Consider the following 23,253-nt stretch of genomic DNA (forward strand, 5'->3'; position numbering starts at 1 on the left):
TCCCGCAATAGGATGGCGGGCATGTCCGTGCTCGACCGTGTCCACAGCCCCGCCGACCTGCGGCAGCTGACCCCTCACGAGGTCGAACAGCTCGCCGGCGAGATCCGCACCTTCCTCATCGAGCACGTGAGCCGCACCGGCGGCCATCTGGGTCCCAACCTCGGTGTCGTCGAACTCACCCTGGCCCTGCACCGCGTCTTCGACTCGCCGAACGACCCCATCATCTTCGACACGGGCCACCAGAGCTACGTCCACAAGATCATCACCGGCCGGGCCGACGGGTTCGAGCATCTGCGTCAGTCCGGCGGGCTCTCGGGATATCCCAGCCGTGAGGAGTCCGAGCACGACTGGGTCGAGAACTCCCACGCGTCGACCTCCCTGTCCTGGGCCGAGGGCATGGCGGAGGGCCACCTGCTCCGTGACGAGCGCGACCGCACCGTCGTGGCCGTCATCGGGGACGGGGCGCTCACCGGTGGGATGGCCTGGGAGGCCCTCGACTCCATCGCCGACCAGCCCGACCTGCGTCTGGTCATCGTCGTCAACGACAACGGTCGGTCGTACACCCCGACCGTCGGCGGCCTGGCCAACCAGCTCTCGGCGATCCGCACCGACCCACACTACGAGGAGGCCCTCGACCGCATGAAGCGGGCGGTCACCGGCGCCCCCCTGGGCAAGCAGGTGTACGGGCTCATGCACGGCGTCAAGGTCGGCGTCAAGGACGTCCTCGTCGGGCGCCCGGGGATCTTCCCGGACCTGGGCATCAAGTACCTCGGCCCGGTCGACGGACACGACATCGGGGCCCTGGAGCGAGCCTTCGAGCTGGCCAGGCGGTTCGGCCACCCAGTCATCGTCCATGCGGTGACCGTCAAGGGCAAGGGCTTCGCCGCGGCCGAGCACAACGAGGAGGACGCCTTCCACACGGTCGGTCACATCGACCCGACGACGGGGGAGTCCCTCGGCAGCAAGGACGCCCCCACGTGGAGCGACGTCTTCGCCGGCACCATCGTCGACATCGCCCGGAAGCGTCCCGAGGTCGTCGGCATCACCGCAGCCATGCTGCACCCGGTCGGTCTGGCACCGATGGCGGAGGCCTTCCCGGACCGCGTCCTCGACGTCGGGATCGCCGAACAGCACGCCCTGACGACGGCCGCGGGCATGGCGGCGACCGGACTGCACCCGGTTGTCGCCCTCTACTCGACCTTCCTCAACCGGGCCTTCGACCAGCTCCTCATGGACGTCGCCCTGCACCGCGAACCGGTGACGATCGTCCTCGACCGGGCCGGCGTCACCGGCACCGACGGCCCCAGCCACAACGGCATGTGGGACATGGCCATGTGCTCGATGGTCCCGGGTCTCATGCTGGCGGCTCCTCGTGATCGCCGGCACCTCGAGGGGCTGCTGTGGGAGGCCGTCGACGTCGACGACCGCCCCACCGTCATCCGGTACTCGAAGGACCCCATGCCCGAGGTCATCGAGGTCGTCGAGGAGGTCGACGGCGTCGACGTCCTGCGGCGGGGAGCCGAGGGAGGCCTCCTCCTCGTCGCCCACGGGCAGCTGTGCGGGACAGCCCTCGAGGCCGCCGATGAGCTCGGCGAGGAGGTCACGGTCGTCAGCCCCCACTGGGCCCTGCCGGTGTGCGATGCCCTGGTCGCCATGGCCCGTTCGGCCCGGGCCGTCGTCTCACTCGAGGACGGACTGGTCGTCGGCGGGTTGGGATCGCGCCTGTCGCAGCGGCTGCGCGAGGCCGGGGTGTGGACGCCGGTGCGCGAGCTCGGCATCCCGCAGAGGTTCCTCACCCATGCGTCGCGGGCCGAGGTCGTCCACGAGATCGGGTTGGACGCCGAGGGAGTCGTCGCCTCCGTGCGGCACCTCGAGTCCCAGCTGGCGGACCGACTCGACTGAGTCTCAGGCTCGCAGGAGTCGCGACAGTGGCCCGGCCACCGCGTCACGCTGCCAACGCCGGGCCCCCAGGTCGGCCAGGAAAGCGTCCACCCCCAGGGGGGAGTCGTCGCGCGGCGGCGCCCAGCACAGCTGACGCAGGCACTCGGGCGAGATGAGGTTCTCCGGCGGCAGGTCGAGGGTCTCGGCGAGCGCGTTCATCGCCGGCCGGACCCGCTCCCACCGCGCCGCCTCGTCGGGGTGATGGCGCTCCCAGGAGCGTGGCGGGGGAGGCCCGTCGTGACGGACCCGCTTGGGCGGGTAGTCGGCCGGTCGGGTCGACGCCGACGTCGCCAGCGCAGCACGCCACCGGTCGGCGTACCGGCGGGCCCGTCCCTTCCCCAGGCCCGAGGACCTGGCCAGATCGTCTGCGGTGAGGGTGACACGATCCCCGCAGTGGGCGGCGAACCCGGTGAGGGCCCGGTCGTTGACGATCCGGCCGGGAGCGATGTCGGTCTCGCGGGCGATGGCGTCGCGGGCCCACCACAGGTCCTTGACCACCTGGAGTCCGGCGCGGGTGGGGACGTCGTGCAGGCCGGTCGCCCGGCGCCACCGTTGCGGATCGGTCGGACCAGGTGTGGCCGGCAGGCCGGCGCCGATGGCGGCCAGGTGCTCGAACTCCTGCTCGGCCCAGGCGAGCTTGCCGGCGGAGCGCAGGTCGTCGAGCACCCGGGCCCGCAGCTCGTCGAGCAGCTCGACGTCGAGGGCCGCGTAGACGAGCCAGTCGGCCGGCAGCGGACGACGCGACCAGTCAGCGGCCGAGTGCTCCTTGAGGAGGTGGACGCCCAGGTAGTGCTCGACCATCGCCCCCAGGCCGACCCGGGGCAGGTTGAGCAGTCGTCCGGCCAGCTCCGTGTCGAAGACTGCGTGCGGACGCAGCCCCTCCATGGCCAGGCAGGGCATGTCCTGGGTCGCGGCGTGGAGGATCCACTCGGTGCCCGAGAGCGCCTCGGCGAGTGGTCCCAGGCCCGATCCGAGCCCGTCGACGTCGAGGGCGACCGGGTCGACGAGATGAGTTCCGCTGCCGCGGCGTCGCAGCTGGATGAGGTAGGCCCGCGGCAGGTAGCGATAGCCGTGGGCGCGCTCGGTGTCGATGGCCACCGGACCGGTCCCGGCGGCGAGGGTGCGTGCTGCGTGCGCCAGGGCCTGCGCGGTGTCGACGATCTGCGGGACGCCGTCGGCCGGCATGTCGAGGACGGGCAGCCCGGACTCGGGGTCGATGCGAGCGGACGGGGCGATCGACACGGGCTGGTTCACAGCGCCCGCCGCGGCGCGATCTGGACGACGCCCTCGGGCATGGGATCCATGCCGCAGGTCCGGCACAGCAGGTCCTGCCAGGCCTCGAGGTGGGGCACGATGTCGCTCGGGTCGTCGATGACCGGGGTCCACGAGGCGCGCAGCTCGACGTGGTTCTCGTCCGGATCGTCCTCGAGCTGCCCGAAGGGTCGACTGAGCACCGAGGTCGTCGTCCCGGCCGGGGCCCGGTGCACGGCGTCGTGCTCCTCGAGGGCGTCGATGAGCCAGGACCAGGCCACCTCGCCGAGCAGGGGGTCCACGGCGATCTGGGCGTCGACGGCGGCCCGGGCCATCGTCACCAGCCGGTAGTCGCCCTCCCACGACTCGTTGCCCGCCGGTTCGTGGAGGAGGATGAGCCGCCCGGAGCCGAGCTCGCGGCCCAGGTGGATGACGGTGGCCTCGATGGCCATGGAGTCGCGGGCGATCCGGCCGGGGGCGGGGATCTCGCGAACCGTGAGCTCGGGTCGCCAGCGGTGGCCCTCGACCTCGGCGCGGACCTGCGCGAAGGGCAGAGCCAGAGGCGTCGGGGACTGCTGGATCACGATGAGCACACTAGTTCGCCCGGACGGGCGAGCCGACGGGACGCGCCGCCTCCGGGGAAGTTGGTGTCAGCGCCCGTCGCGGGGCTCGAGGGTGAGGCAGATGGAGTTGATGCAGTAGCGCAGGTCGGTGGGCGTGTCGTACCCCTCACCTGCGAAGACGTGCCCCAGATGGGAGTCGCAGGCCGCGCACCGCACCTCCGTGCGGGGCCGACCCGGTATGGTGTGGTCCTCGAGGTAGCGGACACGGTCCTCGGCCAGGGGAGCGAAGAAGGACGGCCACCCGCAGTGCGAGGAGAACTTCTCGTCGCTGCGGAAGAGTTCGGCTCCGCAGGCCCGACAGCGGTAGACGCCGGTGGTCGTCGTGTCGGTGTACTCACCGGTCCACGGGGCCTCCGTGCCGGACTCCCGCAGGACGCGGAACTCCTGCTCGCTGAGCCGCTCACGCCACTGCTGGGGACTGAGGACGAAGGTCGGCTCGGGTGTCGGCTCGGTCATGGGTGGTCCTTCCTCAGGAGGTCGTCACTGGGGACAACGGTAGGGTCCGTCGCCTTGTTCCCGGAACCGACCGCGCTCCGGCCCCGCGGGCCGGGCTTTCGCGCAAGGATGGTCCCACCATTCCGACGATCCGACGAAGGACCCCCATGAGCAAGAAGAACGAGGAACTCGACCTGTGCGGCCTGCTGAGGTGCCCCCAGCGCCCGGTCAACCTGGCTGCCGCGGACACCGCCGCGACTCCCGGGGCTCCCGGTGACAAGGAGGCCACGGCCCAGGACGTCGCGACGCTGGCCGACGAGCTGTCCGACCTGCAGGAACGTCTCTTCGCCCGCGGCAAGGACGATCCGGAGCACGCCCGGCGACTGCTCGTCGTGCTCCAGGGGCTCGACACGGCCGGCAAGGGCGGGGTCGTGCGTCACACCCTCGGGCTCGTGGACCCCCAGGGCATCCACCTCAAGGCCTTCAAGGCTCCCACCCCCGAGGAGCGTGAGCACGACTTCCTGTGGCGGATCCGCAAGGACCTGCCCGAGGCCGGGATGATCGGCGTCTTCGACCGATCCCACTACGAGGACGTCCTCATCGCCCGGGTCGACCACCTCGTCGAGGACGCCGTCTGGCAGGGACGGTACGACATCATCAACGACTTCGAGGCCGAGCTCGCGGCCTCGGGCACCCGGATCATCAAGTGCTTCCTTCACGTGTCCAAGGACGTCCAGAAGGAGCGCCTGGCGGCTCGTCTGGAGGATCCGGCGAAGTACTGGAAGTACAACCCCTCCGACCTCGACACCCGGTCCAAGTGGGACGACTACACCGCCGCTTACACCGACCTGCTCGAGCGCTGCAATCCCGACATCGCTCCGTGGTACGTCGTTCCGGCCGACCACAAGTGGTACCGCAACTGGGCCGTCGCCCGGCTCATGCTCGAGACGATGAGGTCGATGAACCTCACCTGGCCGCCGGCCGAGTTCGACGTCAAGGCCGAGCAGGAGAAGGTCGCGGCGGCCTGAGCGGGACCGGCGGCGGGGCGCTGCCCGGTGTCGGTGTGCGTCCGCGTCGGTGAGCGTCGGTGTCGGTGAGCGTCGGGGTCGGTGTGCGAGGGTGAGCGGCGCGCTCAGGCCCCGGGGGCGGTGCCGTCCTCGTCGGCGACGACCTTCGGGTCGTCATCCCCGGTGCCCCGATCGGCCCGGGGTTCGTCGTCCGGCTCCGAGACCATGCCCAGGGCCGCCGAGCAGTAGCGCTCGAAGGCCCAGGCGGCCAGCGTCGGGTCGTCTCCGACGGCGGAGGCGACGACCTCGGCGCCGGCGGCCAGAGCGCGTCGGGCATGGTCGTTCGCGCTCGAGTCCTGGCACACCCACAGGGAGCCGACGGCGATGTGACGGCGTCCCTCCCGACGCAGGCCGCCGACGACCTCTGCGATGTCCCCGGCTCCGTTGGTGTTCGTCGCCAGGTGGGCGGGGAGATGATGGTGCTGGGACCACAGCCGTGACATGCGGGAGAGCATGGCCGCGCCACGCTGGTCTCCCGGATCCGGCGCCGACAGGACCAGGGCGTCCATCTCCTGGCAATGGGCCCGGTGGGCGGCCAGACGCAGCCTCGAGTCGACGAGGTTGAGCAGGGCCGGGGCAGGTCCGATGGGGCGCGCGACGGTGACCCTGAGCCGCGGGTGGTCGGCACTCATCCGTTCGGCGAGTCGATCGACCTGGCCGGTGGCCGCCAGGAGGTGGGTGAGGTCGAGCGGGACGAGGACGAGCTCCTCCCACTCGGGGCGCACCTTGGGGGCGGCGAATCGGCCGTCGGGTGCGGCGAAGGCTGCTGCGGTTGTGATGTGGGGGTGGAGTCTGGAGACCCGCTGACGCATGCGCAGGGCCGTCATCGAGGCCTGGGCGTCGGGAGCGGCCGGCAGGGTGAGCACGAGCACGGGTGCGGTCATGCGTGGTCCTCCCATCCTGCGGCAGTCACCGTATCCTTTCACGCCCGACCTGTGCACGTGAGGTGGCCCGACGATGTCCGGGGTGTCGGTGTCGCCGGTGCTCGCCCGGCCGGGGTGAAGCCTGGGGAACGCAGCGGGCCGGCCGACTGTCGTCGACCGGCCCGTGCCGCTGGTGGGCGATGCCAGGTTTGAACTGGCGACCTCTTCCGTGTCAGGGAAGCGCGCTACCGCTGCGCCAACCGCCCGAGGTGGAGACGGGATTTGAACCCGTGTATACGGATTTGCAGTCCGCTGCCTCGCCTCTCGGCCACTCCACCGCATTGGTGTGAACAACCATGTTGGTGTGGATAGGTCGAAAGACCTTCTCCGAGCGGACGACGGGACTCGAACCCGCGACCCTCACCTTGGCAAGGTGATGCTCTACCAACTGAGCCACGTCCGCATGTCGTTTCCTTCGGGGCAACCCGCCGGGCGACGAGAAAGAACAGTACGGCATCCCGTGGCGGCGTGCAAATCGGGGTGGTCGGGACGCCCGCGCGACGGGATGTCCTGCCTTGTCGCCACGGAATGACAAGGGTGTCGTCCGGGGCGTCGCCATGGGGTGTCGGGGCACCGGGTGGGGGTCGGCGAGGCCGGGTCGCCGGCGTGCCCGGCTGAGCCCTCGTCATCGACGGAGGCGAGGAGTGCCGGTCGGTCCTCGAACCGTCGTCGTATGGACAGCTCCGAGCGCGCCCGGTTATAGTTCTTCCTCGCTGGGCGGTTGGCGCAGCGGTAGCGCACTTCGTTCACACCGAAGGGGTCGCGGGTTCGATCCCCGCATCGCCCACCCACGGACGGGACCACGGCTCAGCCGTGGTCCCGTCGTGACGTCCAGGCTGCGCGGGGATCGGGCTGGTGGATCCCGAGGACGTTGTTCTCGGTGTCGTGGAAACCTCCCTGCCAGGCCATGCCGGGCAGGGCGTGCTCGGCCAGGGCGATGGTTCCGCCGGCGGCCGCGGTGACGAATGGCCGAGCTCAGCGGGACCGGCGTCGACGCAGGACGATCGCGCCCACCGTCCCGCCGGTCGCCAGCACGGCGACGACGACTCCGGCGACGACGAGGCGCGTCGTCGTGAGGAATCCCTGCGGTGACGGGCTCGTGGCGGGGGTGGGGGAGGAGCTGGCCGGGGCCCGGGACGTCGACGCCGCCGGGGTCGTGGAGGCCGACGAGGAGCCGCTGGGGGCCGGTGCCGGGGTTTGCGGGGTGAACATCGTCTCGTACTGCTCGGCCGTGGTGATGACGGCGTCCTGGGCTGCCACCGGGGTACCCCAGACGGTCGGGGTGAGGGTGAACCTTTGCGGTGGGACGCCGTCCTTGCCGTTCCAGGACCGCCCGACGACGAGATAGACCATGCCCGGCACACCGAAGACCTGCTCCTGCGGATCGGAGGACGTGAGGCGCTCGGGCGTCACGGGATACCTGAGGGTCGCGTCGGCGACGTCGCCGCCGCCGGATGTGACGATCGACAGCGCGTGGGAGCCGTCCCGGTGCTCGGTGCCGCTGAAGGTGAGGCGTTGGCGCAGCGCGTTGTACGGTGACACGGCGACCGCCGACGAGCCCGGGGACTTCTGGTTGGTGGCCAGGTGCATCCTCACCCGGAGGTTCTGGCCGTACTCGACGGGGACGGCGAAGTAGCGACGTTCCTGGCCGTTGACGTCGTCGGCGATCGTCTGACCCGGGGCCAGGACGGTCGCGTCGGTGAAGCTCGTGCCCCCGGCGACGGTGCGCGCCGAGGTCTCCTTGGCCGCGGGGGCCTTGCCGGGGTCGGTCGTCGTGGCGTCCGAGGTGGTGCGTCGGTACGACACGGTGAGTTCGACGTCGAGGTCCTTGTCGGCCCATCCCTCGCCATGACGGGTGACGGAGATGACCCGTCGGCCCTGGGCGTCGAGGCAGTGGGTGCCGTCGTCGGGCTTGAGGGTGAGGACGGCCTCGAGGTCCGTGGTGTCGAGATACCCGCTCTGGAAGCGCCTGTCGACGTTCGAGGTGCAGTACTGGGTGCTGGGGCCGGTCTCGTGCAGGTCGAGGTTCCGCGTCGTCCGGGCCTGGGCGCCGGACGTCAGTGGCGGTGGGACGAGGGTCGCGGTGACGACGGCCTCCCATCCCTCGTGCTGGGGAACGGCGAAGAAGCGTCGGTTGGGGTGGTCCTGGTCGAGTTCCTTGCGGTCGAGCTCCGTGCCGGAGGGCAGCTTGACGACGTACTGGCCGGCGACGAGAGGCTCGGCGGCGGTGACGGTCGGTCCTCCCTCGACACGCGTGCCGCTGCTGGCGTAGCCGGCCAGGGCGCGGGTCGTCTGGAAGGTGAGGGCCTCGTCGAGTCCCTTGGCGTCGTTGACGTCGGTGTACCTGCCGCCGGTCGCCGCGGCGATGCACTTGAGCGTGCGCTGGGCGGCGGGGTTGTTGCGGATGCGGAGCCCGATGGTGTGGACGGTGAGGTCGACGCCCTGGTGCGACAGCTTGCGGGCGACCTCGCACGGGTCGGGTGGGGTGCAGTTCGGCTCGCCGTCGGAGACGAGGACGATGGCCTTGGGGCCGGTCACCCCCTTGAGGTCGGCGGCCGCGTGCTCGAGGGCGGGTCCGATGGGGGTGTTGCCCTTGGCGGCCAGGGAGTCGACCGTGGCGCTGAGCCTGGCGGCGTCGAAGGAGCCGACCGGGTTGAGGGTCTGGATGTCTGCGCAGGAGTCGTTGCGGGCGCCGTACACCACCAGGCCCAACGAGGCACCCCTGGGGCTCGCGCTGAGAAGATGCTTGACGGCGGCCGTGGCCGCGGCGATCCGCGTCGTGCCGGCGGAGTCGGCGTCCTTGGTGTTCATCGACCCGGAGAAGTCGGTGACGACGACCACCGGCTGCTGGGCGGTGACGGGGCCCTCGGCCCGGGCCGTCCCGGCGGTCACCAGGCCCGGTAGGGCTGCGGTCGTGAGGGCGAGCAGGGTGGCGGCGACGGTGGCTGCCGGGACGCGACGGGTCATCGTGGTCTCTCTCGGTGGTCTGACGGGAGTGAGCCTCGGGCTCGAGTGCGTACGTCGAAGTGTCACATGGAAGGGGGCCAATGCCGTCGAACCGGTCCGTGCGGGTACGTCCTCGATGCTCCGAACCGTCGGTGGGGACGACTAGCGTGGTGCACATCCCTGACCGGGACGTCGTCCTGGCCATGCCCACCATTGAACTCAGGGAGAATGACATGCCCATCACCGTCAAGGCGCTGCAGAAGAGCGCCCCGGACGCCCCGTTCGAGGTCGTCGAGATCGAGCGACGTGACCCGCGTCCCGACGACGTCGTCATCGACATCAAGGCCGCCGGCATCTGCCACTCCGACATCCACACCATCCGCAACGAGTGGGGCCGGGCCCACTTCCCGCTCGCCGTCGGTCACGAGATCGCCGGCATCGTCAGCGCCGTCGGTGACCGGGTGACGAAGTTCGCGGTCGGGGACCGTGTCGGCGTCGGGTGCCTCGTCAACTCCTGCGGCCGGTGCGAGCAGTGCCTGGCCGGCCAGGAGCAGAACTGCCTCAACGGCAACGTCGGCACGTACAACTCCACCGACGTCGACGGCACCATCACCCAGGGCGGGTACAGCCAGAAGGTCGTCGTCAACGAGAACTTCGTCTGCCGCATCCCCGACTCCCTCCCGCTCGACGTCGCGGCCCCGCTGCTGTGCGCCGGCATCACCACCTACTCGCCGCTGGCGACTTGGAACGTCGGGGCCGGCAAGAAGGTCGCGATCCTCGGTCTGGGGGGACTGGGCCACATGGGGGTCCAGATCGCCGCGGCCAAGGGGGCGGAGGTCACCGTCCTGTCGCGCTCGACCGCCAAGGAGGCGCTGGCCAAGGAGCTCGGCGCCAGCCGACTGCTGGCCACCAGCGAACCCGGTTTCTTCAAGGACCACCGTGGCGAGTTCGACTTCATCCTCAACACCATCAGTGCCCCCATCGATCTGCACGACTACCTCGGTCTGCTCAAGCCCGGCGGCGCCATGGTCCTCGTCGGACTTCCCCCGGAGGGCCTCGAGCTGCACGCCGGCGACCTCATCGGAGGCCGCAAGGCCCTGGCCGGGTCGAACATCGGTGGGATCGCGCAGACCCAGGAGATGCTCGACTTCTGCGCCGAGCACGGCTTCGGCGCGCGGATCGAGAAGATCGGGGTGCACGACGTCGACGCCGCCTATGACCGGGTGGTCGCCGGTGACGTGAGGTTCCGCTTCGTCATCGACACCTCGACCTTCGAGGACGCCGCCGTCGAGGCCTGAGTGGGCCCCGGGCCGACCCCACCCGGCGTCCCGCGTGGCGGCGATGGGCCGTCCCACCCGTGGAGCCGACCGGAAGTCCGTCGGCGGTATCGGGCATGATGGTGGGTGGCCCCGTCACCGGGGTCACCCACCCACCGCGGACCAGGTATGCCCGTGGCCAGACGAAGGGAAGCAGCGTGTCCATCTCCATCACCGTGCACCAGCAGGACGAACGCCAGGAACGGACGGTGGACACCGGTACCACCGGGCTCGACCTCTTCGGGGCCGACCGGGACGTCGTCGCCATGAGGGTGGGGGGCCGTCTGCTCGACCTGCAGCGCGAGCTGTTCGACGGAGACGTCGTCGAGCCCGTCCCGGCCGCCAGCCCCGATGGCCTCGACATCATCCGGCACTCGTGCACCCACGTCATGGCCCAGGCCGTCCAGGAGCTCAATCCCGAGGTCAACCTCGGTATCGGCCCGTTCATCACCGATGGCTTCTACTACGACTTCGGCAACATCGACGCCGTCACCCCCGAGGTCGTCAAGGAGCTCGAGAAGCGGATGAAGCGCATCGTCAAGGAGAACCAGCGGTTCGTGCGCCGGGTCGTCTCCGAGGACGAGGCGCGCGCCGAGCTGTCCGACCAGCCGTACAAGCTCGAGCTCATCGGGTCCAAGGGCGGCCACGGCGCCGAGGGCGCCTCGGTCGAGGTCGGCGGGTCCGAGCTCACCATCTACGACAACGTCCGACGTGACGGTGAGGTCGCCTGGAAGGACCTGTGCCGTGGGCCGCACGTGCCCTCGACGAAGTACCTGGGCAACGGCTTCGCCCTCACGAAGTCGTCGGCGGCGTACTGGAAGGGCGATCAGGCCAACGACCAGCTCCAGCGCATCTACGGCACCGCCTGGGCGTCCAAGGACGACCTCGTCGCGTACCAGACCCGGATGGCCGAGGCCGCCAAGCGTGACCACCGCAAGCTGGGTGCCGAACTCGACCTCTACTCGTTCCCCGAGGAGATCGGCCCCGGGCTCGTCCTCTTCCACCCCAGGGGCGGGATCCTGCGCCACCTCATCGAGGAGTACGTCACCTCGCGTCACCTCGAGGCCGGGTTCGACTTCGTCCACACCCCGGAGATCACCAAGGGCGGCGTCTTCCACACCTCCGGACACCTCCCGTACTACGCGGACACGATGTTCCCGCCGATGCTCGCCGACGAGGAGCGCGACGCCGAGGGACACGTCACCAGGGCCGGCCAGGAGTACTACCTCAAGGCCATGAACTGCCCGATGCACAACCTCATCTTCCGGTCGCGCGGGCGGTCCTACCGTGAGCTGCCGCTTCGCTTCTTCGAGATGGGTCATGACTACCGTTACGAGAAGTCCGGCGTCGTGCACGGGCTCACCCGGATGCGCGGGTTCACCCAGGACGACTCGCACACCTACTGCACCCCCGAGCAGGCCTCCGGCGAGATCCGGATGCTCCTCGACTTCTTCCTGTCGATCCTGCGTGACTTCGGCCTCACCGACTTCTACCTCGAGCTGTCGACCCGCGACGACGACAAGCACGCCGACAAGTTCATCGGCTCCGACGAGGACTGGGCCGCAGCGACGTCGATCCTCGAGGAGGCCTGCACCTCGACCGGTCTCCAGCTCGTTCCCGACCCGGGTGGTGCGGCCTTCTACGGCCCCAAGGTGTCGGTCCAGGTCAAGGACGCCATCGGGCGCACCTGGCAGATGTCGACCGTCCAGTACGACTTCAACCAGCCGGAACGGTTCGGCCTGGAGTACACCGCGGCCGACGGGTCACGACGTCGCCCGGTGATGATCCACTCGGCCAAGCTCGGCTCGGTGGAGAGGTTCATCGGCGTCCTGGTCGAGCACTACGCCGGGGCCTTCCCGGTGTGGCTGTCGCCGGTGCAGGTGCTCGGGGTGCCGGTCGCCGAGGAGTTCGACGAGTACTTGCACGGCTTCGCCGACGACCTGCGGGCCGCCGGGGTGCGCGTCGACCTCGACCTGTCCTCGGACCGGTTCGGCAAGAAGATCCGCAACGCCACCCAGTCGAAGGTGCCGTTCATCGTCATCGTCGGTGGGGAGGACCGTGACGCCGGTGCCGTGTCGTTCCGCTTCCGTGACGGGTCCCAGCTCAACGGCGTCCCCCGGGCCGAGGCCGTCGAGCTGGTGCGGGCCTGGAACGACTCGCGCCGCAACGACTCGCCGACCGTCGAGACGGCCCGCCGGGCGCAGGACTGACGATGTCGCAGCAGGACGAGGTGCGCATCGAGTTCGCCGAGAGTCTGGCCGGGGTCCCCGATCCCTTCGGACGGTTCTGGACCCCGCACCGCATGGCCTACATCGGTGGTGAGAACAAGCCGACCGGCCCGCGTGCCGACGACGGCTGTCCCTTCTGCACCGCCCCGGGACGCTCGGACGAGGATGCTCTCATCGTCCATCGGGGCACGGCCTGCTACGTCATCATGAACCTCTACCCGTACGGGCCGGGGCACCTGCTCGTGTGCCCCTACCGGCACGTCTCCGGCTACGTCGACGCCACCGAGGAGGAGGTCGCCGAGATGGCCTCCCTCACCCGGTCGGCGATTCGCGTGCTGTCCCACGTCTCCCACCCGCAGGGGTTCAACGTCGGTATGAACCAGGGTGCGGCCGGGGGAGCGGGCATCGCCGCACACCTGCACCAGCACGTCCTGCCTCGGTGGGTGGGGGACACGAACTTCCTGCCCATCGTCGCGGGGGTGCGGGCCGTCCCGCAGCTGCTGTCGGACGGACGACGGATGCTCGCCGAGGCCTGGGAGAACCATGCTTGAGAGGTTCCGCCAGGGCTGGCAGAAGGTCATGCGGCCGCTGGCCGCCGGGCTCATCCGGATGCACGTCACCCCCGACATGGTCACCTGGGTGGGCACCCTCGGGGCGGTCGTCATGGCGCTGGTGTGCATCCCGCGCGGATGGCTGTGGCAGGGCGCACTGCTCATCGCGCTCTTCATCTTCTCCGACTCGATCGACGGCAACATGGCTCGTCAGCTCGGGCGTCACTCGCAGTGGGGATCGTTCCTCGACTCCTCCCTCGACCGGATCGGCGACGGTGCGCTCTTCGGGGCCATCGCGTTGTACTACGCCGGCCCGGGAAACTCGGTGACGTGGTCCGCCGTGACCCTGGCGGCGCTGGTCCTGGGCATGGAGACGTCCTACGTGCGGGCCAAGGCCGAGTCCCTCGGCATGTCGGCCAAGATGGGTCTGGCGACGCGGTCCGACCGGCTGCTCATCAGCCTCGTGGCCGTCGAACTGGCCGGGCTGGCGGGGGCGGGTGTCCTGCCGGCCGGGCTGCGCTGGGCCCTGCCGGTGGCCATGTCGTACCTCACCCTGGCCGGGGCCGTCACCGTCGGCCAGCGGATGGCCGCCGTCCACCGTCAGTCGGACTCCTGAGGTGGGCCTGCGTGCATCGGCCCTGGCATCGGTCGGGTACCTGCCGCCGGTGCTGTGGCGTCCGGCGGCCCGGCTCGGCGGCGAGGTCGTCGCCCGGCGCCCACCGCGGCCCATCCGCCAGTGGCAGCTCAATGCCGCCGTCATGACCGGGAGTCGACCCGACCGGGCCATGACGGCCGCCGCGGTGCGGTCGTGGTCGCGCACCCTCGTCACTTCGATGCAGCTGGCCCACTGGTCGGCACGTCGCATCGACGAGTCGGTGCGCATCGACCCCGAGGCGCTGGCCGTGCTGCTGCGCGAGCACCGCAGCTGCGGGGTCGTCCTGGCGCTGCCCCACATGGGGTCGTGGGATCTGGCGGGGGCCTGGGCGGCCCGGCGCGGACTGGCTCCGTCGGTCGTGGCCGAGGCCCTGCCGGACGGCCAGTTCGAGGTCTTCGTGCGGGCCCGCGAACGGATGGGCATGACGGTGCACGGCCACCGCGACGAGGGGCTCGTCCACGCCCTCCTGGGTGACCTCGACCGGGGACACGCCGTCTGTCTGGTGAGTGACCGCGACTTCAGTCGACACGGGGTGCCGATGACCTGGCCCACGGCGCGCGGCCGTGTCTCGGCCACCATGCCAGCCGGCCCGGCCCACATCGCGGCGGCCACCGGCGCCGCCCTCGTCGCCGTGGCCAGCCATTACGACGGACCACGGACGATGGTTCTCGAGCTGTCCGACCCCATCGATCTGGGCGTGGGCCCGCGAGCGCGCCAGGTGTCCCGGGGTACCCAGGCGCTCGCCGACTGGTTCGCCGCTCGCATCCGCGACCACGTCGTCGACTGGCACATGCTCCAGCCCTTCTTCCCGGGGGTGCGGGCATGACCGGGTGGGGTCCCGTGCCGGGACCGGGTCCCGTGTGGGGGCGGGGCCGATCCGTGCCGTCGCCGTCGGATCCGTTGTCGGAGCGCGACTGGTTGTCGGTGGGGCTGGTGTGCCCCTACTCCTTCAGCCATCCCGGCGGGGTGCAGAACCACGTGCTCGGCCTGGCGTCATGGCTGCGTCGACAGGGGCACGTCGTCCACATCCTGGGTCCCGGTCATCCCGGTCGGGGCAGACTCGAGGAGCTCGGGCTGCCGCCCGAGTCGTTCAGTTCCACGGGGTTGACGGTTCCGGTGGCGGTCAACGGGTCGACGGCGCGCATCGGTATCGGTGCCCGGACCGCGGTGAGGGTGCACGGCTGGCTCGACTCACACCACTTCGACGTCATCCACGTCCACGAGCCGATGAACCCGTCGACGTCCCTGCTCACCCTGTGGAACGCCGACCGGCCGCTCGTGGCGACCTTCCATGCCGCGACCGCCGAGACGCCGGTGCTGCGAGCCGCGCGGCGGCTGGCCCCGTCCTCGGTGGCTCGGATCGACGACGCCATCGCCGTGTCCGGGGCCGCGGCGGCCACGGCGACCCGGATCTGGCGGGTGCACCCGGTCATCATCGGCAACGGGGTCGACGTCGCCCGGCTCACCTCGGTCGGGACACCACGGAGCGACGCCCCGTGGCGGACGGGTCGGCCCACGGTGCTCTTCCTGGGGCGCTTCGAGGAGCCACGCAAGGGGTTCGACGCCTTCGCCGAGGCGGTGGGACGGGTGCGCCGGACCTGGCCCGAGCTCGACGCCGTCGTCGTCGGTCCCGGACAGGTTCCGGCCCGGGAGGGGATCCGCTTCCTCGGCGCCCTGTCCGACGACGGTCGTGACGCCGTACTGGCTGCCGCCGACGTCTACGTCGCCCCGAACACCGGAGGGGAGTCCTTCGGCATCGTCCTCGTCGAGGCGATGGCCGCCGGGGCCAGTGTCGTCGCCAGCGATCTGCCGGGGTTCCGAGAGGTGCTCACCGACGACCGGGGTCTGGTCGGACGCCTCGTCCCGGTCGGGGACGTCTCGGCCCTGGCCTCGGCGGTGGGTGAGGCCCTCACCGACCGTTCCCGGGGAGCCGACGATCCTGATCGAGCTCGACGCCGCGCCGCCGAGTTCGACTGGGGCCAGGTGGGCCCACGGATCGTGCGCCGCTATCGGACGGCCATCGAGGTGCGGGCCGACCGCACGGCGCGACGACCCAGGTGGACCGATCGCCTAGGCTGGGGCTCGTGACCCAGGAGACGAACCCGGTGAGCTACGACACCGACAGATTCCTGACGGTGCCCAATGTGCTGTCGCTGGTGCGTCTGTTCGGAGTACCGCTGTTCGTCTGGCTGGTCCTGGGGCCCCATGCCGATGTGTGGGCGGTCGTCGTGCTGGCCCTGGCCGGCCTCACCGACTGGTTCGACGGTCGGATCGCCCGACGCTGGCACCAGGTGTCCCGGGCGGGCCAGATGCTCGACCCCATCGCCGACCGGCTCTACATCTTCGCCATCATCGTCGCCCTCATGGTGCGCGACGTCATCCCGGTCTGGCTCGTCGTCATCGTCGTCGCCCGCGACGTCATGCTCGCCTGTCACGTGCCGGCACTGCGCACCCGCGGGTTCACCTCGCTCCCGGTGCACTTCGTCGGCAAGGCCGCGACCTTCTGCCTGCTGTACTCCTTCCCGTTGGTCCTCCTGGGTCATCTGGGAGGGGGCTGGGTCGTCGCCCGGATCCTCGGGTGGGCGTTCGCCGTGTGGGGGACCGGGCTGTACTGGTGGGCCGGGCTGCTGTACGTGCGTCAGACCTGGCACCTCCTGGCGACGACGCCCCGGGTGGATCGACGTCGTCGTGACTGAGCAACGCCCCGCCTCCGGGCGCCGACCGGACTGGACCATGGACCTCCTGCGCGAGGTGCGTGACCAGGCCCTCGACCCCAACTACGAGGCCGTGACACGCCGGGAGTACGCCGCCGGCTCGCGAGCTAGACGCAGCTGGGTGGCCGGCACCCTCGCCGTCCTCCTCGTCGCCGGTCTGGCCGTCGGGACGGCGTGGCGCACCACGGCCGCCCAGGAACCCGCCCTGGCCGCCGAACGCGGCGACCTCGTCCGTCGGGTGCAGTCGGCGCAGGCCCACGCCTCGGCCCAGGAGTCACAGATCTCGAGCCTGCGGTCCCAGGTGGAGCAGCTGCGTCGGGCCGACTCGGCCCCACCGACTCCGCAGGCCGGTGCCGTGGCCAGGGTCGGTGCCGCGGCGGTGAGCGGTCCGGGCGTCGCCCTCGTCGTCGACGATGCGCGGGATGCCGCCTCCGACGCCGAGGGGCGCATCGGTGACGCCGACCTGCGTCGAGTCGTCAACGGGCTGTGGCAGGCCGGGGCGGAGGCCGTCGCCATCAATGGGCGGCGGGTGAGCGCACGGACCGCGATCCGAACCGCCGGGTCGGCGATCACCGTCGACTACGTCTCCCTGTCGCGCCCCTACACGATCGAGGCCATCGGCGACCCGGCGACCCTGCCGGGACGCTTCGCGCAGACCGACGGCGCGGTGCAGACCCAGTTCCTCCATGACAACTACGGGGTTCGCTACGAGATCCACTCCCGGACGCGGATCGACCTGCCGGCCTCGGGGAACCTCACGGTCGCTGAGGCCACCCCGCGGTGAGGTCGCAGACGCGATCGCGCCGCTCGTCCTGACGGGCCGGGCCCCATGGCAGGATGGTGTGACACGGAACATCCGGTCGCCATGGGGGAGTGCGCATGCTTGCTGTCATCGGTCTGGTCGTCGGGATCATCCTCGGCCTGGTCCTCGACCCGACCTTGCCGGCAGCACTGCAGCCCTACCTGCCCATCATGATCGTCGCCGCCCTCGACGCGCTCTTCGGTGCCCTGCGCGCCTACCTGTCGCACACCTTCTCCGATCGGGTCTTCATCGTCTCGTTCATCTCGAACGTCGCCATCGCCGGCCTCATCGTCTGGGTCGGCGACCAGATCGGGGTGGGCTCGCAGTTGTCGACGGCGGTGGTCGTCGTCCTGGGGATCCGGATCTTCACCAATGCCGCGGCGATCCGACGGGCGGTCTTCCATGCCTGAGTGCTCCGAGCCGCAGTCGACCCCCGACACGCAGTCGACCCCCGACACGCCGGCGATCGCCGACGACCCGACGATCACCGACGAGCCGACGGCACCCGAGAGGGTCGACGGGTCGGCGACACACCCGCATCACCGGATCGACTGGACCGTCCTGCGTCATGACCTCACCCACCCGGCCAAGGGGCAGCTCATCATCGCGCTCATCCTCTGCCTCTTCGCGACGGTCCTCGTGAGCCAGGTGCGCCAGCGGGCCCACGAGGACCCCTTCTCGCAGATGCGTCGGGCCGACCTCGTGGCCATGCTCGACTCGCTGTCGACGTCATCGCGTCAACTCGACTCGCAGATCGCCGACCTGCGCGAGACCAGGCGTCAGCTCGAGTCCGGTGCGGACGCCCGCAAGGTCGCGGCCGAGCAGGCGCGCGAGCGCCTGGCCCAGCTCGAGGTGCTCCAGGGGACCGTGCCCGTGCACGGCCCGGGGATCACCCTGACCATCTCCGACCCGCAGCAGAAGGTCACCTCCGACATGCTCCTGGACGCCGTCGAGGAGATGCGCGACGCCGGCGCCGAGGCCATGGCCGTCAACGGGAAGGTACGGATCGTCGCCAACACGTGGTTCGCCACCGGTGCCGATGGCCTCGTCGTCTCGGGCAAGCCGATCAGCCGACCGATCGTCCTCACCGTCATCGGCGACCCGCACGCCCTGGAGGAGGGGGCGCGGTTCCGCGGTGGTCTCGTCTCACAGGTCGAGTCGGACCAGGTGGGTGCCTCCGTGACGATCACCCGGTCCCAGGACCTCACCATCTCGGCGGTCGTGTCACCGGCCCCGATGACCCATGCCACACCGGTACGCTGAGGGTGGCTAGTGTGGTTCCCACGGCCGCGACCCTGCGAGGAGGTGCCCCAGCCATGACCGAGATTCCCGAGGATCTGCTGTACACCGACGACCACCTGTGGGTGCGAGCGGGCAATGGCGACGAGGCGCGCGTCGGTCTCACCGAGGTCGTCATCGCAGCTCATGGTGACGTCGTCGAGGTCGATCTGCCACGGGTCGGTGATGTCGTCGGCAGGGGTGACTCCTGTGCCCAGGTCGAGTTCCCCGACAAGGTCTGGGAGGTCGACTCCCCGGTGACCGGCGAGGTGCTCGCCGTCAATGACGTCGTCGCCGCTGACCCCCGGGTGCTCGTCGAGGATCCCTACGGGGACGGGTGGCTCATGAGCGTGCGCCTGGACGATCCGTCCGAGGTGGACGAGTTGCTCGATGCCGACGGCTATGCTGCGGGTCCCGGGGCCGATGGGGAGCCGGACGACGAGGTGACGGCGCGATGAGCGGGAACGAGGACGCGACGATGAACGAGTGCCAGACCTGTGGGCGTACCAATGACGCGGACGCCAATTTCTGCTCCCACTGCGGGGCCCGGTTGGGGGCCGCCGCTGGCGTCCCCGGCGACAACACCGGGGTGATCCCCATCATCGGTGACGTCGTCGGGGCGGCCAGCCAGGAGCTGCCCTCCGATGCGGTCGACGCCATCGCCGCCCTGCCCGAGGGCAATGCCCTGCTCGTCGTCGAGCGCGGTCCGAACCTCGGGGCCCGGTTCCTGCTCGACCAGGACGTCACGACGGCGGGCAGGTCGACCCATTCGGACATCTTCCTCGACGACATCACCGTCTCACGGCACCACGTGAAGTTCGTGCGGCGGGACGGCAAGGTCGTCGTCGAGGACCAGGGAAGCCTCAACGGGACCTACGTCAATCGCACCCTCGTCGACGGGACCGCCCAGTTGCGTGACGGCGACGAGGTGCAGATCGGGAAGTTCCGGATGATCTTCCACACCGGTGGGCGCGGTCGACGCTGATGCCGGGGACCGTCCGAACCATCGGGCAGGTCATGAAGCTTCTCACCCCGGAGTTCTCGGACCTGTCGATCTCGAAGATCCGGTTCCTCGAGGCCGAGGGGCTGCTCAGCCCGGAACGGGCGCCGTCGGGGTACCGCATGTACTCCGAGCGCGACGTCGAGAGACTGCGGTACATCCTCAGCTGCCAGCGTGACCACTTCCAGCCGCTCAAGGTCATCCGGGAACACCTCGAGATGATCGACCGTGGCGAGGAGCCGCCGGCGACCTCCCAGCCCTCCCTGCCGACGCGGCCGGAGGACGAGGAGCCGCACGAGAAGGTCGCCATCAACCGGCCCAAGGGACCGGTGCGGATGACCCGTCGTCAGCTCATCCGGGCCAGCGGAATCACCGAGGCCACCCTCGTCGACCTCGAGCGCCACCAGTTGGTGCGTCCCAAGCAGGGGCAGAACTGGTACGGCCAGGAGGCGCTCGTCATCTGCGTGGCGACCCGTCGGCTCGGTGTCTTCGGCATGGACAGTCGGCACATGCGGGCCGTCAAGCAGGCTGCCGAGCACGAGGCCGGTCTCATCGAGCAGGCCCTCATCCCGCACGCGAGACAGCCGGAGAAGTCCTCGAAGGTCGCCTCCGAGGTGACCCAGCTCATGATGCACGCGCACGCGGCCATGGTCTACGACCTGCTCGAGCACTGGGCGGCCGGCTGAGTGCCCTTCCCGGCGCGCCGGGTGGGTCGGCGTCGTACTGTGGAGCACATGGTCGAGCTCGAGGTCGAGGGCATCCGGATGGACGGCGTCTCGCAGACGCCGATCCTGCTGCTTCGCGAGGTCGGCGGCGCCCGGTGCCTGCCCATCTGGATCGGTGCGTCCGAGGCGGCCGCGATCGCGCAGGGGATGGACGGCGTCGAGCCTCCGCGTCCGCTCACCCATGATCTCCTGGCCAGGGTGTTGCTGCTCCTGGCCGACGACCCGCCGCAGTTGTCCATCACCGGTCTGGACGACGGGGTGTGGTTCGGTCAGGTGCAGGTGGGGGCGTCGATGATCGACGCACGCCCCTCCGACCTCGTGGCGTTGTCCCTGCGGCTCCAGGTGCCGGTGCGGTGCCCGGCGAGCCTGCTCGAGGAGGCCGGCGTCATCCTCGACGGTGGGCCCCAGGACGAGGTGGAGAAGTTCCGGGAGTTCCTCGACCAGGTGAGTCCCGACGACTTCGAGGACTGACGTGACCCTCAACCCTCCACCTCGACTTGAGCTTGACCTCGGAGCGTTCTTCCTTGTCAGGGCGATATCGCTGGAGGGTCGTCGTCGTGGCGGCGTGGCGTCCGCCCCGCGATGGGGTCGGGCTCCTAGGTTTCCTTGCTGAGCGGGGCCGCACGGTGCGGTGTCGATGAGGTTGTCGAGATGAGGACGGTCGAGATGGGCGTGAGTGGATCCGAGGCGCAGCCCAGGCGTGCCCAGGACGTCCTGTTCGAGGGCGACTTCGCCCCACTGCCCGATGACATCGGGTTCCGTGGTCCGGTGGCCTCCGGTGCTGCCGGGATCACCTATCGACAGCTCGACTACTGGGCCCGCACGGGCCTCGTCCGCCCCGAGATCCGTGGCGCCCGCGGGTCGGGCACGCAGCGGCTGTACTCCTTCCGCGACATCCTCATGCTCAAGGTCGTCAAGCGGCTCCTCGACGCCGGCGTCTCCCTGCAGCAGATCCGGGTGGCGATCGACCACCTGCGCGCGAACGGGGTCGAGGACCTCACCCGCGTGACCCTCATGAGTGACGGCGTGTCGGTGTACGAGTGCACCTCGGACAACGAGGTCATCGACCTACTGCGCGGTGGTCAGGGCATGTTCGCCATCGCCCTGGGCGGGGTGTGGCGTGATGTTCAGGGGAGTCTGTCGCAGCTGCCGCGGGAGCACGTCGAGGAGGACGTCGCCGTCGACGAGCTGTCCGAGCGTCGTCGGGCGCGTCGCGTCGGCTGACGCGCGTGGGATGTCGCGTCGGCTGACGCGCGTGGGATGTCGCGTCGGCTGACGCGCGTGGGATGTCGCGTCGGCTGACGCGCGTGGGATGTCGCGTCGGCTGACGCGCGTGGGATGTCGCGTCGGCTCATGGCCGAAGGGCCCCGCCACGGGCCCGGCCCATGACATGATCGGCCCCGAAAGGAGTCGACGTGAAGGACGCCCTCGCCAGGATCAAGGCCCGCCCGTGGATCGCACACATCCTCCGGGCCAACACGCGGTTCAACCGACGGCTCGGGAACCACTTCGCGGCGTCGATCACCTATTTCACGGTGTTGGCGATGGTGCCGGTCATCGCCTTCGCGTTCTCCCTGCTCTCCCTGGTCCTCACCCGGATCCGTCCGGATCTGCTCGACGTCGTCAAGCGTCTCGTCGCGGACTCGCTGTCCTCGGGCGGCGGGGCCGACAAGGTGTCAAGTCTCATCGACTCGTCCCTGGCGACGACCGGGTCGGGCTGGACCCTCGCCGTGACGATGCTCACCGCCCTGTGGGCCGGGATCGGCTGGATCGGCAATCTGCGCCAGGGTGTGCGCTCCCAGTGGGACCCGGACTTCGACATGGTCACCGACAACCGCGGGTTCCTCTGGGCCAAGCTCTTCGACATGCTGGCCTTCCTCGGCCTGCTCGTGGCCCTGCTGCTCACCGTCGCCACCTCCCAGGTGGGGTCCTCGGCGGCCGGGTGGATCGCCCGGGTGACCCATCTGGACGACGTTCCGGGCCATGGCGTCCTCCTCACGCTGGCGGCCCTGATCGTGTCGACGGCGGCCGGCTGGATCCTCTTCATGTTCCTCTTCAGTGTGCTGCCACGTGGACGACGCAACTGGCGGGCCATCATTCGTGGATCGCTCATTGCCGGCCTCCTGCTGGGGTTGCTCCAGGTCGGCGCCGGGTACCTCGTGCGGGCCTTCTCCTCGAACAAGGCGGTCCAGGCCTTCGGCTCGATCATCATCGTCATGTTGGTGTTCAACCTCCTGGCCCGACTCATCCTCCTCATCTCGGCATGGACGGCGACGACCGATCAGCCGGCCGTGGCGGGGGAGTGGAACGACTGCGACGAGCCCCTCCTCGGCCGCGACGACACGTGGACCAGCGAGGGACACTGGGAGGCGGCCCTGGCCGATCGTGCCCGCAAGGAGGCGGACAAGCAGGAGGCCGACACCGAGGACGCCACGGGCGCCCCGACGGCTGACGGTCCCGACGGGGACGGAGCCACCGCCGAGGGTGCCGAGGAGTCGGAGCCGCCCGTCGTCCTCACCTCCGTGTCGGGCGGGCACACGGACGGATCGGGCACACCGGCCTCGTCGATGTCGGGGGTGACGTCGCGTCTCATCCACCGTCCCCGACGTGCCGGGACGGTGACTCCCCTCGACCTGCCCACGCAGGTGACCGAACCGCGGCGCCGCAGGACCGCCATCGGCGCCGGGATCGCCGGTGCCGTGGGGCTGGGAGCGGCCGCCGCCGTCACCGCCGTGCTGCGGGGCCGCCGTCACGACCGGTAGCGGCGAGCGGTCACCCCCATGCACGTCGGCCCCCTT

General features: G+C 70.4%; 23 protein-coding genes and 4 tRNA genes. 19 read left to right on the forward strand and 8 right to left on the reverse strand.

The genetic code is table 11. The annotated features are described in order from the left end of the window. Positions 1 to 21 precede the first annotated feature (21 nt). Complete coding sequence (gene dxs / locus E0E30_RS05070; RefSeq protein ID WP_210115778.1) at positions 22 to 1,902, forward strand: 1-deoxy-D-xylulose-5-phosphate synthase; 1,881 nt, start codon at positions 22 to 24, stop codon at positions 1,900 to 1,902. 3 nt (positions 1,903 to 1,905) lie between these two features. Here the strand turns inward: dxs and E0E30_RS05075 are convergent, their stop codons facing one another. From E0E30_RS05075 to msrB, 3 genes are all read right to left on the reverse strand, one after another. Then, positions 1,906 to 3,126 carry an HRDC domain-containing protein gene (locus E0E30_RS05075; RefSeq protein WP_130866754.1) on the reverse strand — a complete coding sequence of 407 codons (1,221 nt, stop codon included), beginning with the start codon at positions 3,124 to 3,126 and terminating at the stop codon, positions 1,906 to 1,908. A gap of 65 nt (positions 3,127 to 3,191) precedes the next feature. Next, positions 3,192 to 3,773: a DUF3000 domain-containing protein gene (locus E0E30_RS05080; protein WP_411914018.1), complete on the reverse strand. Its 582-nt coding sequence runs from the start codon at positions 3,771 to 3,773 to the stop codon at positions 3,192 to 3,194. Between the two features lie 69 nt (positions 3,774 to 3,842). Then, positions 3,843 to 4,271 (reverse strand): peptide-methionine (R)-S-oxide reductase MsrB, encoded by a 429-nt coding sequence (gene msrB, locus E0E30_RS05085; protein ID WP_130865367.1) that lies wholly within the window; start codon positions 4,269 to 4,271, stop codon positions 3,843 to 3,845. Positions 4,272 to 4,417: 146 nt separating this feature from the next. Here msrB and E0E30_RS05090 point away from each other — a divergent pair, with 146 nt between their 5' ends. Further along, complete coding sequence (locus E0E30_RS05090) at positions 4,418 to 5,278, forward strand: PPK2 family polyphosphate kinase (protein WP_130865368.1); 861 nt, start codon at positions 4,418 to 4,420, stop codon at positions 5,276 to 5,278. A gap of 104 nt (positions 5,279 to 5,382) precedes the next feature. Here the strand turns inward: E0E30_RS05090 and E0E30_RS05095 are convergent, their stop codons facing one another. The 4 genes from E0E30_RS05095 to E0E30_RS05110 form a co-directional block, all read right to left on the reverse strand. Beyond that, positions 5,383 to 6,201 carry a sirohydrochlorin chelatase gene (locus E0E30_RS05095; protein ID WP_245306508.1) on the reverse strand — a complete coding sequence of 273 codons (819 nt, stop codon included), beginning with the start codon at positions 6,199 to 6,201 and terminating at the stop codon, positions 5,383 to 5,385. Between the two features lie 170 nt (positions 6,202 to 6,371). Continuing rightward, positions 6,372 to 6,446, reverse strand: a tRNA-Val gene (locus E0E30_RS05100). A 1-nt stretch (position 6,447) separates the two neighbouring features. Further along, positions 6,448 to 6,518, reverse strand: a tRNA-Cys gene (locus tag E0E30_RS05105). 52 nt (positions 6,519 to 6,570) lie between these two features. Then, positions 6,571 to 6,643, reverse strand: a tRNA-Gly gene (locus E0E30_RS05110). A gap of 312 nt (positions 6,644 to 6,955) precedes the next feature. Between E0E30_RS05110 and E0E30_RS05115 the strand changes: the two genes are divergently transcribed. Then, positions 6,956 to 7,027, forward strand: a tRNA-Val gene (locus E0E30_RS05115). 188 nt (positions 7,028 to 7,215) lie between these two features. On the opposite strand, the gene E0E30_RS05120 is transcribed toward E0E30_RS05115, so the two are convergent. Beyond that, positions 7,216 to 9,207: a vWA domain-containing protein gene (locus E0E30_RS05120; RefSeq protein WP_130865369.1), complete on the reverse strand. Its 1,992-nt coding sequence runs from the start codon at positions 9,205 to 9,207 to the stop codon at positions 7,216 to 7,218. Positions 9,208 to 9,419: 212 nt separating this feature from the next. Here E0E30_RS05120 and E0E30_RS05125 point away from each other — a divergent pair, with 212 nt between their 5' ends. From E0E30_RS05125 to E0E30_RS05200, 16 genes are all read left to right on the forward strand, one after another. Then, positions 9,420 to 10,484 (forward strand): NAD(P)-dependent alcohol dehydrogenase, encoded by a 1,065-nt coding sequence (locus tag E0E30_RS05125; protein ID WP_130865370.1) that lies wholly within the window; start codon positions 9,420 to 9,422, stop codon positions 10,482 to 10,484. A 176-nt stretch (positions 10,485 to 10,660) separates the two neighbouring features. After that, entirely contained in the window at positions 10,661 to 12,712 is a 2,052-nt protein-coding gene (gene thrS, locus E0E30_RS05130) for a threonine--tRNA ligase (RefSeq protein ID WP_245306509.1), read from the forward strand. A gap of 2 nt (positions 12,713 to 12,714) precedes the next feature. Further along, positions 12,715 to 13,281 carry an HIT family protein gene (locus E0E30_RS05135; RefSeq protein ID WP_130865371.1) on the forward strand — a complete coding sequence of 189 codons (567 nt, stop codon included), beginning with the start codon at positions 12,715 to 12,717 and terminating at the stop codon, positions 13,279 to 13,281. Continuing rightward, the gene (gene pgsA / locus E0E30_RS05140; protein ID WP_130865372.1) at positions 13,274 to 13,897 is read left to right on the forward strand and encodes a phosphatidylinositol phosphate synthase; all 624 of its coding nucleotides are present in this window, start codon (positions 13,274 to 13,276) and stop codon (positions 13,895 to 13,897) included. The genes E0E30_RS05135 and pgsA overlap by 8 nt, the downstream gene beginning before the upstream one ends. A gap of 1 nt (position 13,898) precedes the next feature. Further along, positions 13,899 to 14,762 carry an LpxL/LpxP family acyltransferase gene (locus tag E0E30_RS05145; RefSeq protein WP_167853888.1) on the forward strand — a complete coding sequence of 288 codons (864 nt, stop codon included), beginning with the start codon at positions 13,899 to 13,901 and terminating at the stop codon, positions 14,760 to 14,762. 53 nt (positions 14,763 to 14,815) lie between these two features. Beyond that, the gene (locus E0E30_RS05150; RefSeq protein ID WP_167853889.1) at positions 14,816 to 16,024 is read left to right on the forward strand and encodes a glycosyltransferase family 4 protein; all 1,209 of its coding nucleotides are present in this window, start codon (positions 14,816 to 14,818) and stop codon (positions 16,022 to 16,024) included. Continuing rightward, positions 16,012 to 16,632, forward strand: coding sequence for a CDP-alcohol phosphatidyltransferase family protein (locus tag E0E30_RS05155; RefSeq protein ID WP_411914019.1), 621 nt, complete (start codon positions 16,012 to 16,014; stop codon positions 16,630 to 16,632). The genes E0E30_RS05150 and E0E30_RS05155 overlap by 13 nt, the downstream gene beginning before the upstream one ends. Then, positions 16,625 to 17,434, forward strand: coding sequence for a DUF881 domain-containing protein (locus E0E30_RS05160; RefSeq protein WP_245306511.1), 810 nt, complete (start codon positions 16,625 to 16,627; stop codon positions 17,432 to 17,434). The genes E0E30_RS05155 and E0E30_RS05160 overlap by 8 nt, the downstream gene beginning before the upstream one ends. A gap of 95 nt (positions 17,435 to 17,529) precedes the next feature. Continuing rightward, positions 17,530 to 17,862, forward strand: coding sequence for a small basic family protein (locus E0E30_RS05165; protein ID WP_130865376.1), 333 nt, complete (start codon positions 17,530 to 17,532; stop codon positions 17,860 to 17,862). Continuing rightward, positions 17,855 to 18,715 (forward strand): DUF881 domain-containing protein, encoded by an 861-nt coding sequence (locus tag E0E30_RS05170; protein ID WP_210115779.1) that lies wholly within the window; start codon positions 17,855 to 17,857, stop codon positions 18,713 to 18,715. Before E0E30_RS05165 ends, E0E30_RS05170 begins: the two co-directional genes overlap by 8 nt. A 53-nt stretch (positions 18,716 to 18,768) precedes the next feature. After that, entirely contained in the window at positions 18,769 to 19,188 is a 420-nt protein-coding gene (locus E0E30_RS05175; RefSeq protein ID WP_130865377.1) for a glycine cleavage system protein H, read from the forward strand. Continuing rightward, positions 19,185 to 19,715 carry an FHA domain-containing protein gene (locus E0E30_RS05180; protein ID WP_130865378.1) on the forward strand — a complete coding sequence of 177 codons (531 nt, stop codon included), beginning with the start codon at positions 19,185 to 19,187 and terminating at the stop codon, positions 19,713 to 19,715. Before E0E30_RS05175 ends, E0E30_RS05180 begins: the two co-directional genes overlap by 4 nt. Continuing rightward, positions 19,715 to 20,416, forward strand: coding sequence for a transcriptional regulator FtsR (ftsR, locus tag E0E30_RS05185; RefSeq protein ID WP_130865379.1), 702 nt, complete (start codon positions 19,715 to 19,717; stop codon positions 20,414 to 20,416). Before E0E30_RS05180 ends, ftsR begins: the two co-directional genes overlap by 1 nt. A 48-nt stretch (positions 20,417 to 20,464) precedes the next feature. Next, a complete protein-coding gene (locus tag E0E30_RS05190) occupies positions 20,465 to 20,926 on the forward strand; it encodes a bifunctional nuclease family protein (RefSeq protein WP_130865380.1) in 462 nt (153 codons plus the stop codon). A gap of 180 nt (positions 20,927 to 21,106) precedes the next feature. After that, positions 21,107 to 21,679 (forward strand): MerR family transcriptional regulator, encoded by a 573-nt coding sequence (locus tag E0E30_RS05195; RefSeq protein WP_130865381.1) that lies wholly within the window; start codon positions 21,107 to 21,109, stop codon positions 21,677 to 21,679. Positions 21,680 to 21,870: 191 nt separating this feature from the next. Beyond that, positions 21,871 to 23,217, forward strand: coding sequence for a YihY/virulence factor BrkB family protein (locus tag E0E30_RS05200; RefSeq protein ID WP_130865382.1), 1,347 nt, complete (start codon positions 21,871 to 21,873; stop codon positions 23,215 to 23,217). The last annotated feature ends 36 nt before the right edge of the window (positions 23,218 to 23,253 follow it).

Origin of the sequence: Acidipropionibacterium timonense (genome assembly GCF_900605005.1) — a bacterium.
Classification (GTDB): Bacteria; Actinomycetota; Actinomycetes; order Propionibacteriales; family Propionibacteriaceae; genus Cutibacterium; species Cutibacterium timonense.

Excerpts from the sequence above, each read along its gene's own strand:
- E0E30_RS05195 (WP_130865381.1), top strand. The coding sequence starts at position 21,107 with ATGAGGACGGTCGAGATGGGCGTGAGTGGATCCGAGGCGCAGCCCAGG.
- E0E30_RS05090 (WP_130865368.1), top strand. The coding sequence starts at position 4,418 with ATGAGCAAGAAGAACGAGGAACTCGACCTGTGCGGCCTGCTGAGGTGC.
- pgsA (WP_130865372.1), top strand. The coding sequence starts at position 13,274 with ATGCTTGAGAGGTTCCGCCAGGGCTGGCAGAAGGTCATGCGGCCGCTG.
- dxs (WP_210115778.1), top strand. The coding sequence starts at position 22 with ATGTCCGTGCTCGACCGTGTCCACAGCCCCGCCGACCTGCGGCAGCTG.
- ftsR (WP_130865379.1), top strand. The coding sequence starts at position 19,715 with ATGCCGGGGACCGTCCGAACCATCGGGCAGGTCATGAAGCTTCTCACC.
- E0E30_RS05170 (WP_210115779.1), top strand. The coding sequence starts at position 17,855 with ATGCCTGAGTGCTCCGAGCCGCAGTCGACCCCCGACACGCAGTCGACC.
- E0E30_RS05135 (WP_130865371.1), top strand. The coding sequence starts at position 12,715 with ATGTCGCAGCAGGACGAGGTGCGCATCGAGTTCGCCGAGAGTCTGGCC.
- E0E30_RS05095 (WP_245306508.1), bottom strand. The coding sequence starts at position 6,201 with ATGACCGCACCCGTGCTCGTGCTCACCCTGCCGGCCGCTCCCGACGCC.
- E0E30_RS05190 (WP_130865380.1), top strand. The coding sequence starts at position 20,465 with ATGGTCGAGCTCGAGGTCGAGGGCATCCGGATGGACGGCGTCTCGCAG.
- E0E30_RS05125 (WP_130865370.1), top strand. The coding sequence starts at position 9,420 with ATGCCCATCACCGTCAAGGCGCTGCAGAAGAGCGCCCCGGACGCCCCG.
- E0E30_RS05165 (WP_130865376.1), top strand. The coding sequence starts at position 17,530 with ATGCTTGCTGTCATCGGTCTGGTCGTCGGGATCATCCTCGGCCTGGTC.
- E0E30_RS05120 (WP_130865369.1), bottom strand. The coding sequence starts at position 9,207 with ATGACCCGTCGCGTCCCGGCAGCCACCGTCGCCGCCACCCTGCTCGCC.
- msrB (WP_130865367.1), bottom strand. The coding sequence starts at position 4,271 with ATGACCGAGCCGACACCCGAGCCGACCTTCGTCCTCAGTCCCCAGCAG.
- E0E30_RS05075 (WP_130866754.1), bottom strand. The coding sequence starts at position 3,126 with ATGCCGGCCGACGGCGTCCCGCAGATCGTCGACACCGCGCAGGCCCTG.
- E0E30_RS05180 (WP_130865378.1), top strand. The coding sequence starts at position 19,185 with ATGAGCGGGAACGAGGACGCGACGATGAACGAGTGCCAGACCTGTGGG.
- E0E30_RS05175 (WP_130865377.1), top strand. The coding sequence starts at position 18,769 with ATGACCGAGATTCCCGAGGATCTGCTGTACACCGACGACCACCTGTGG.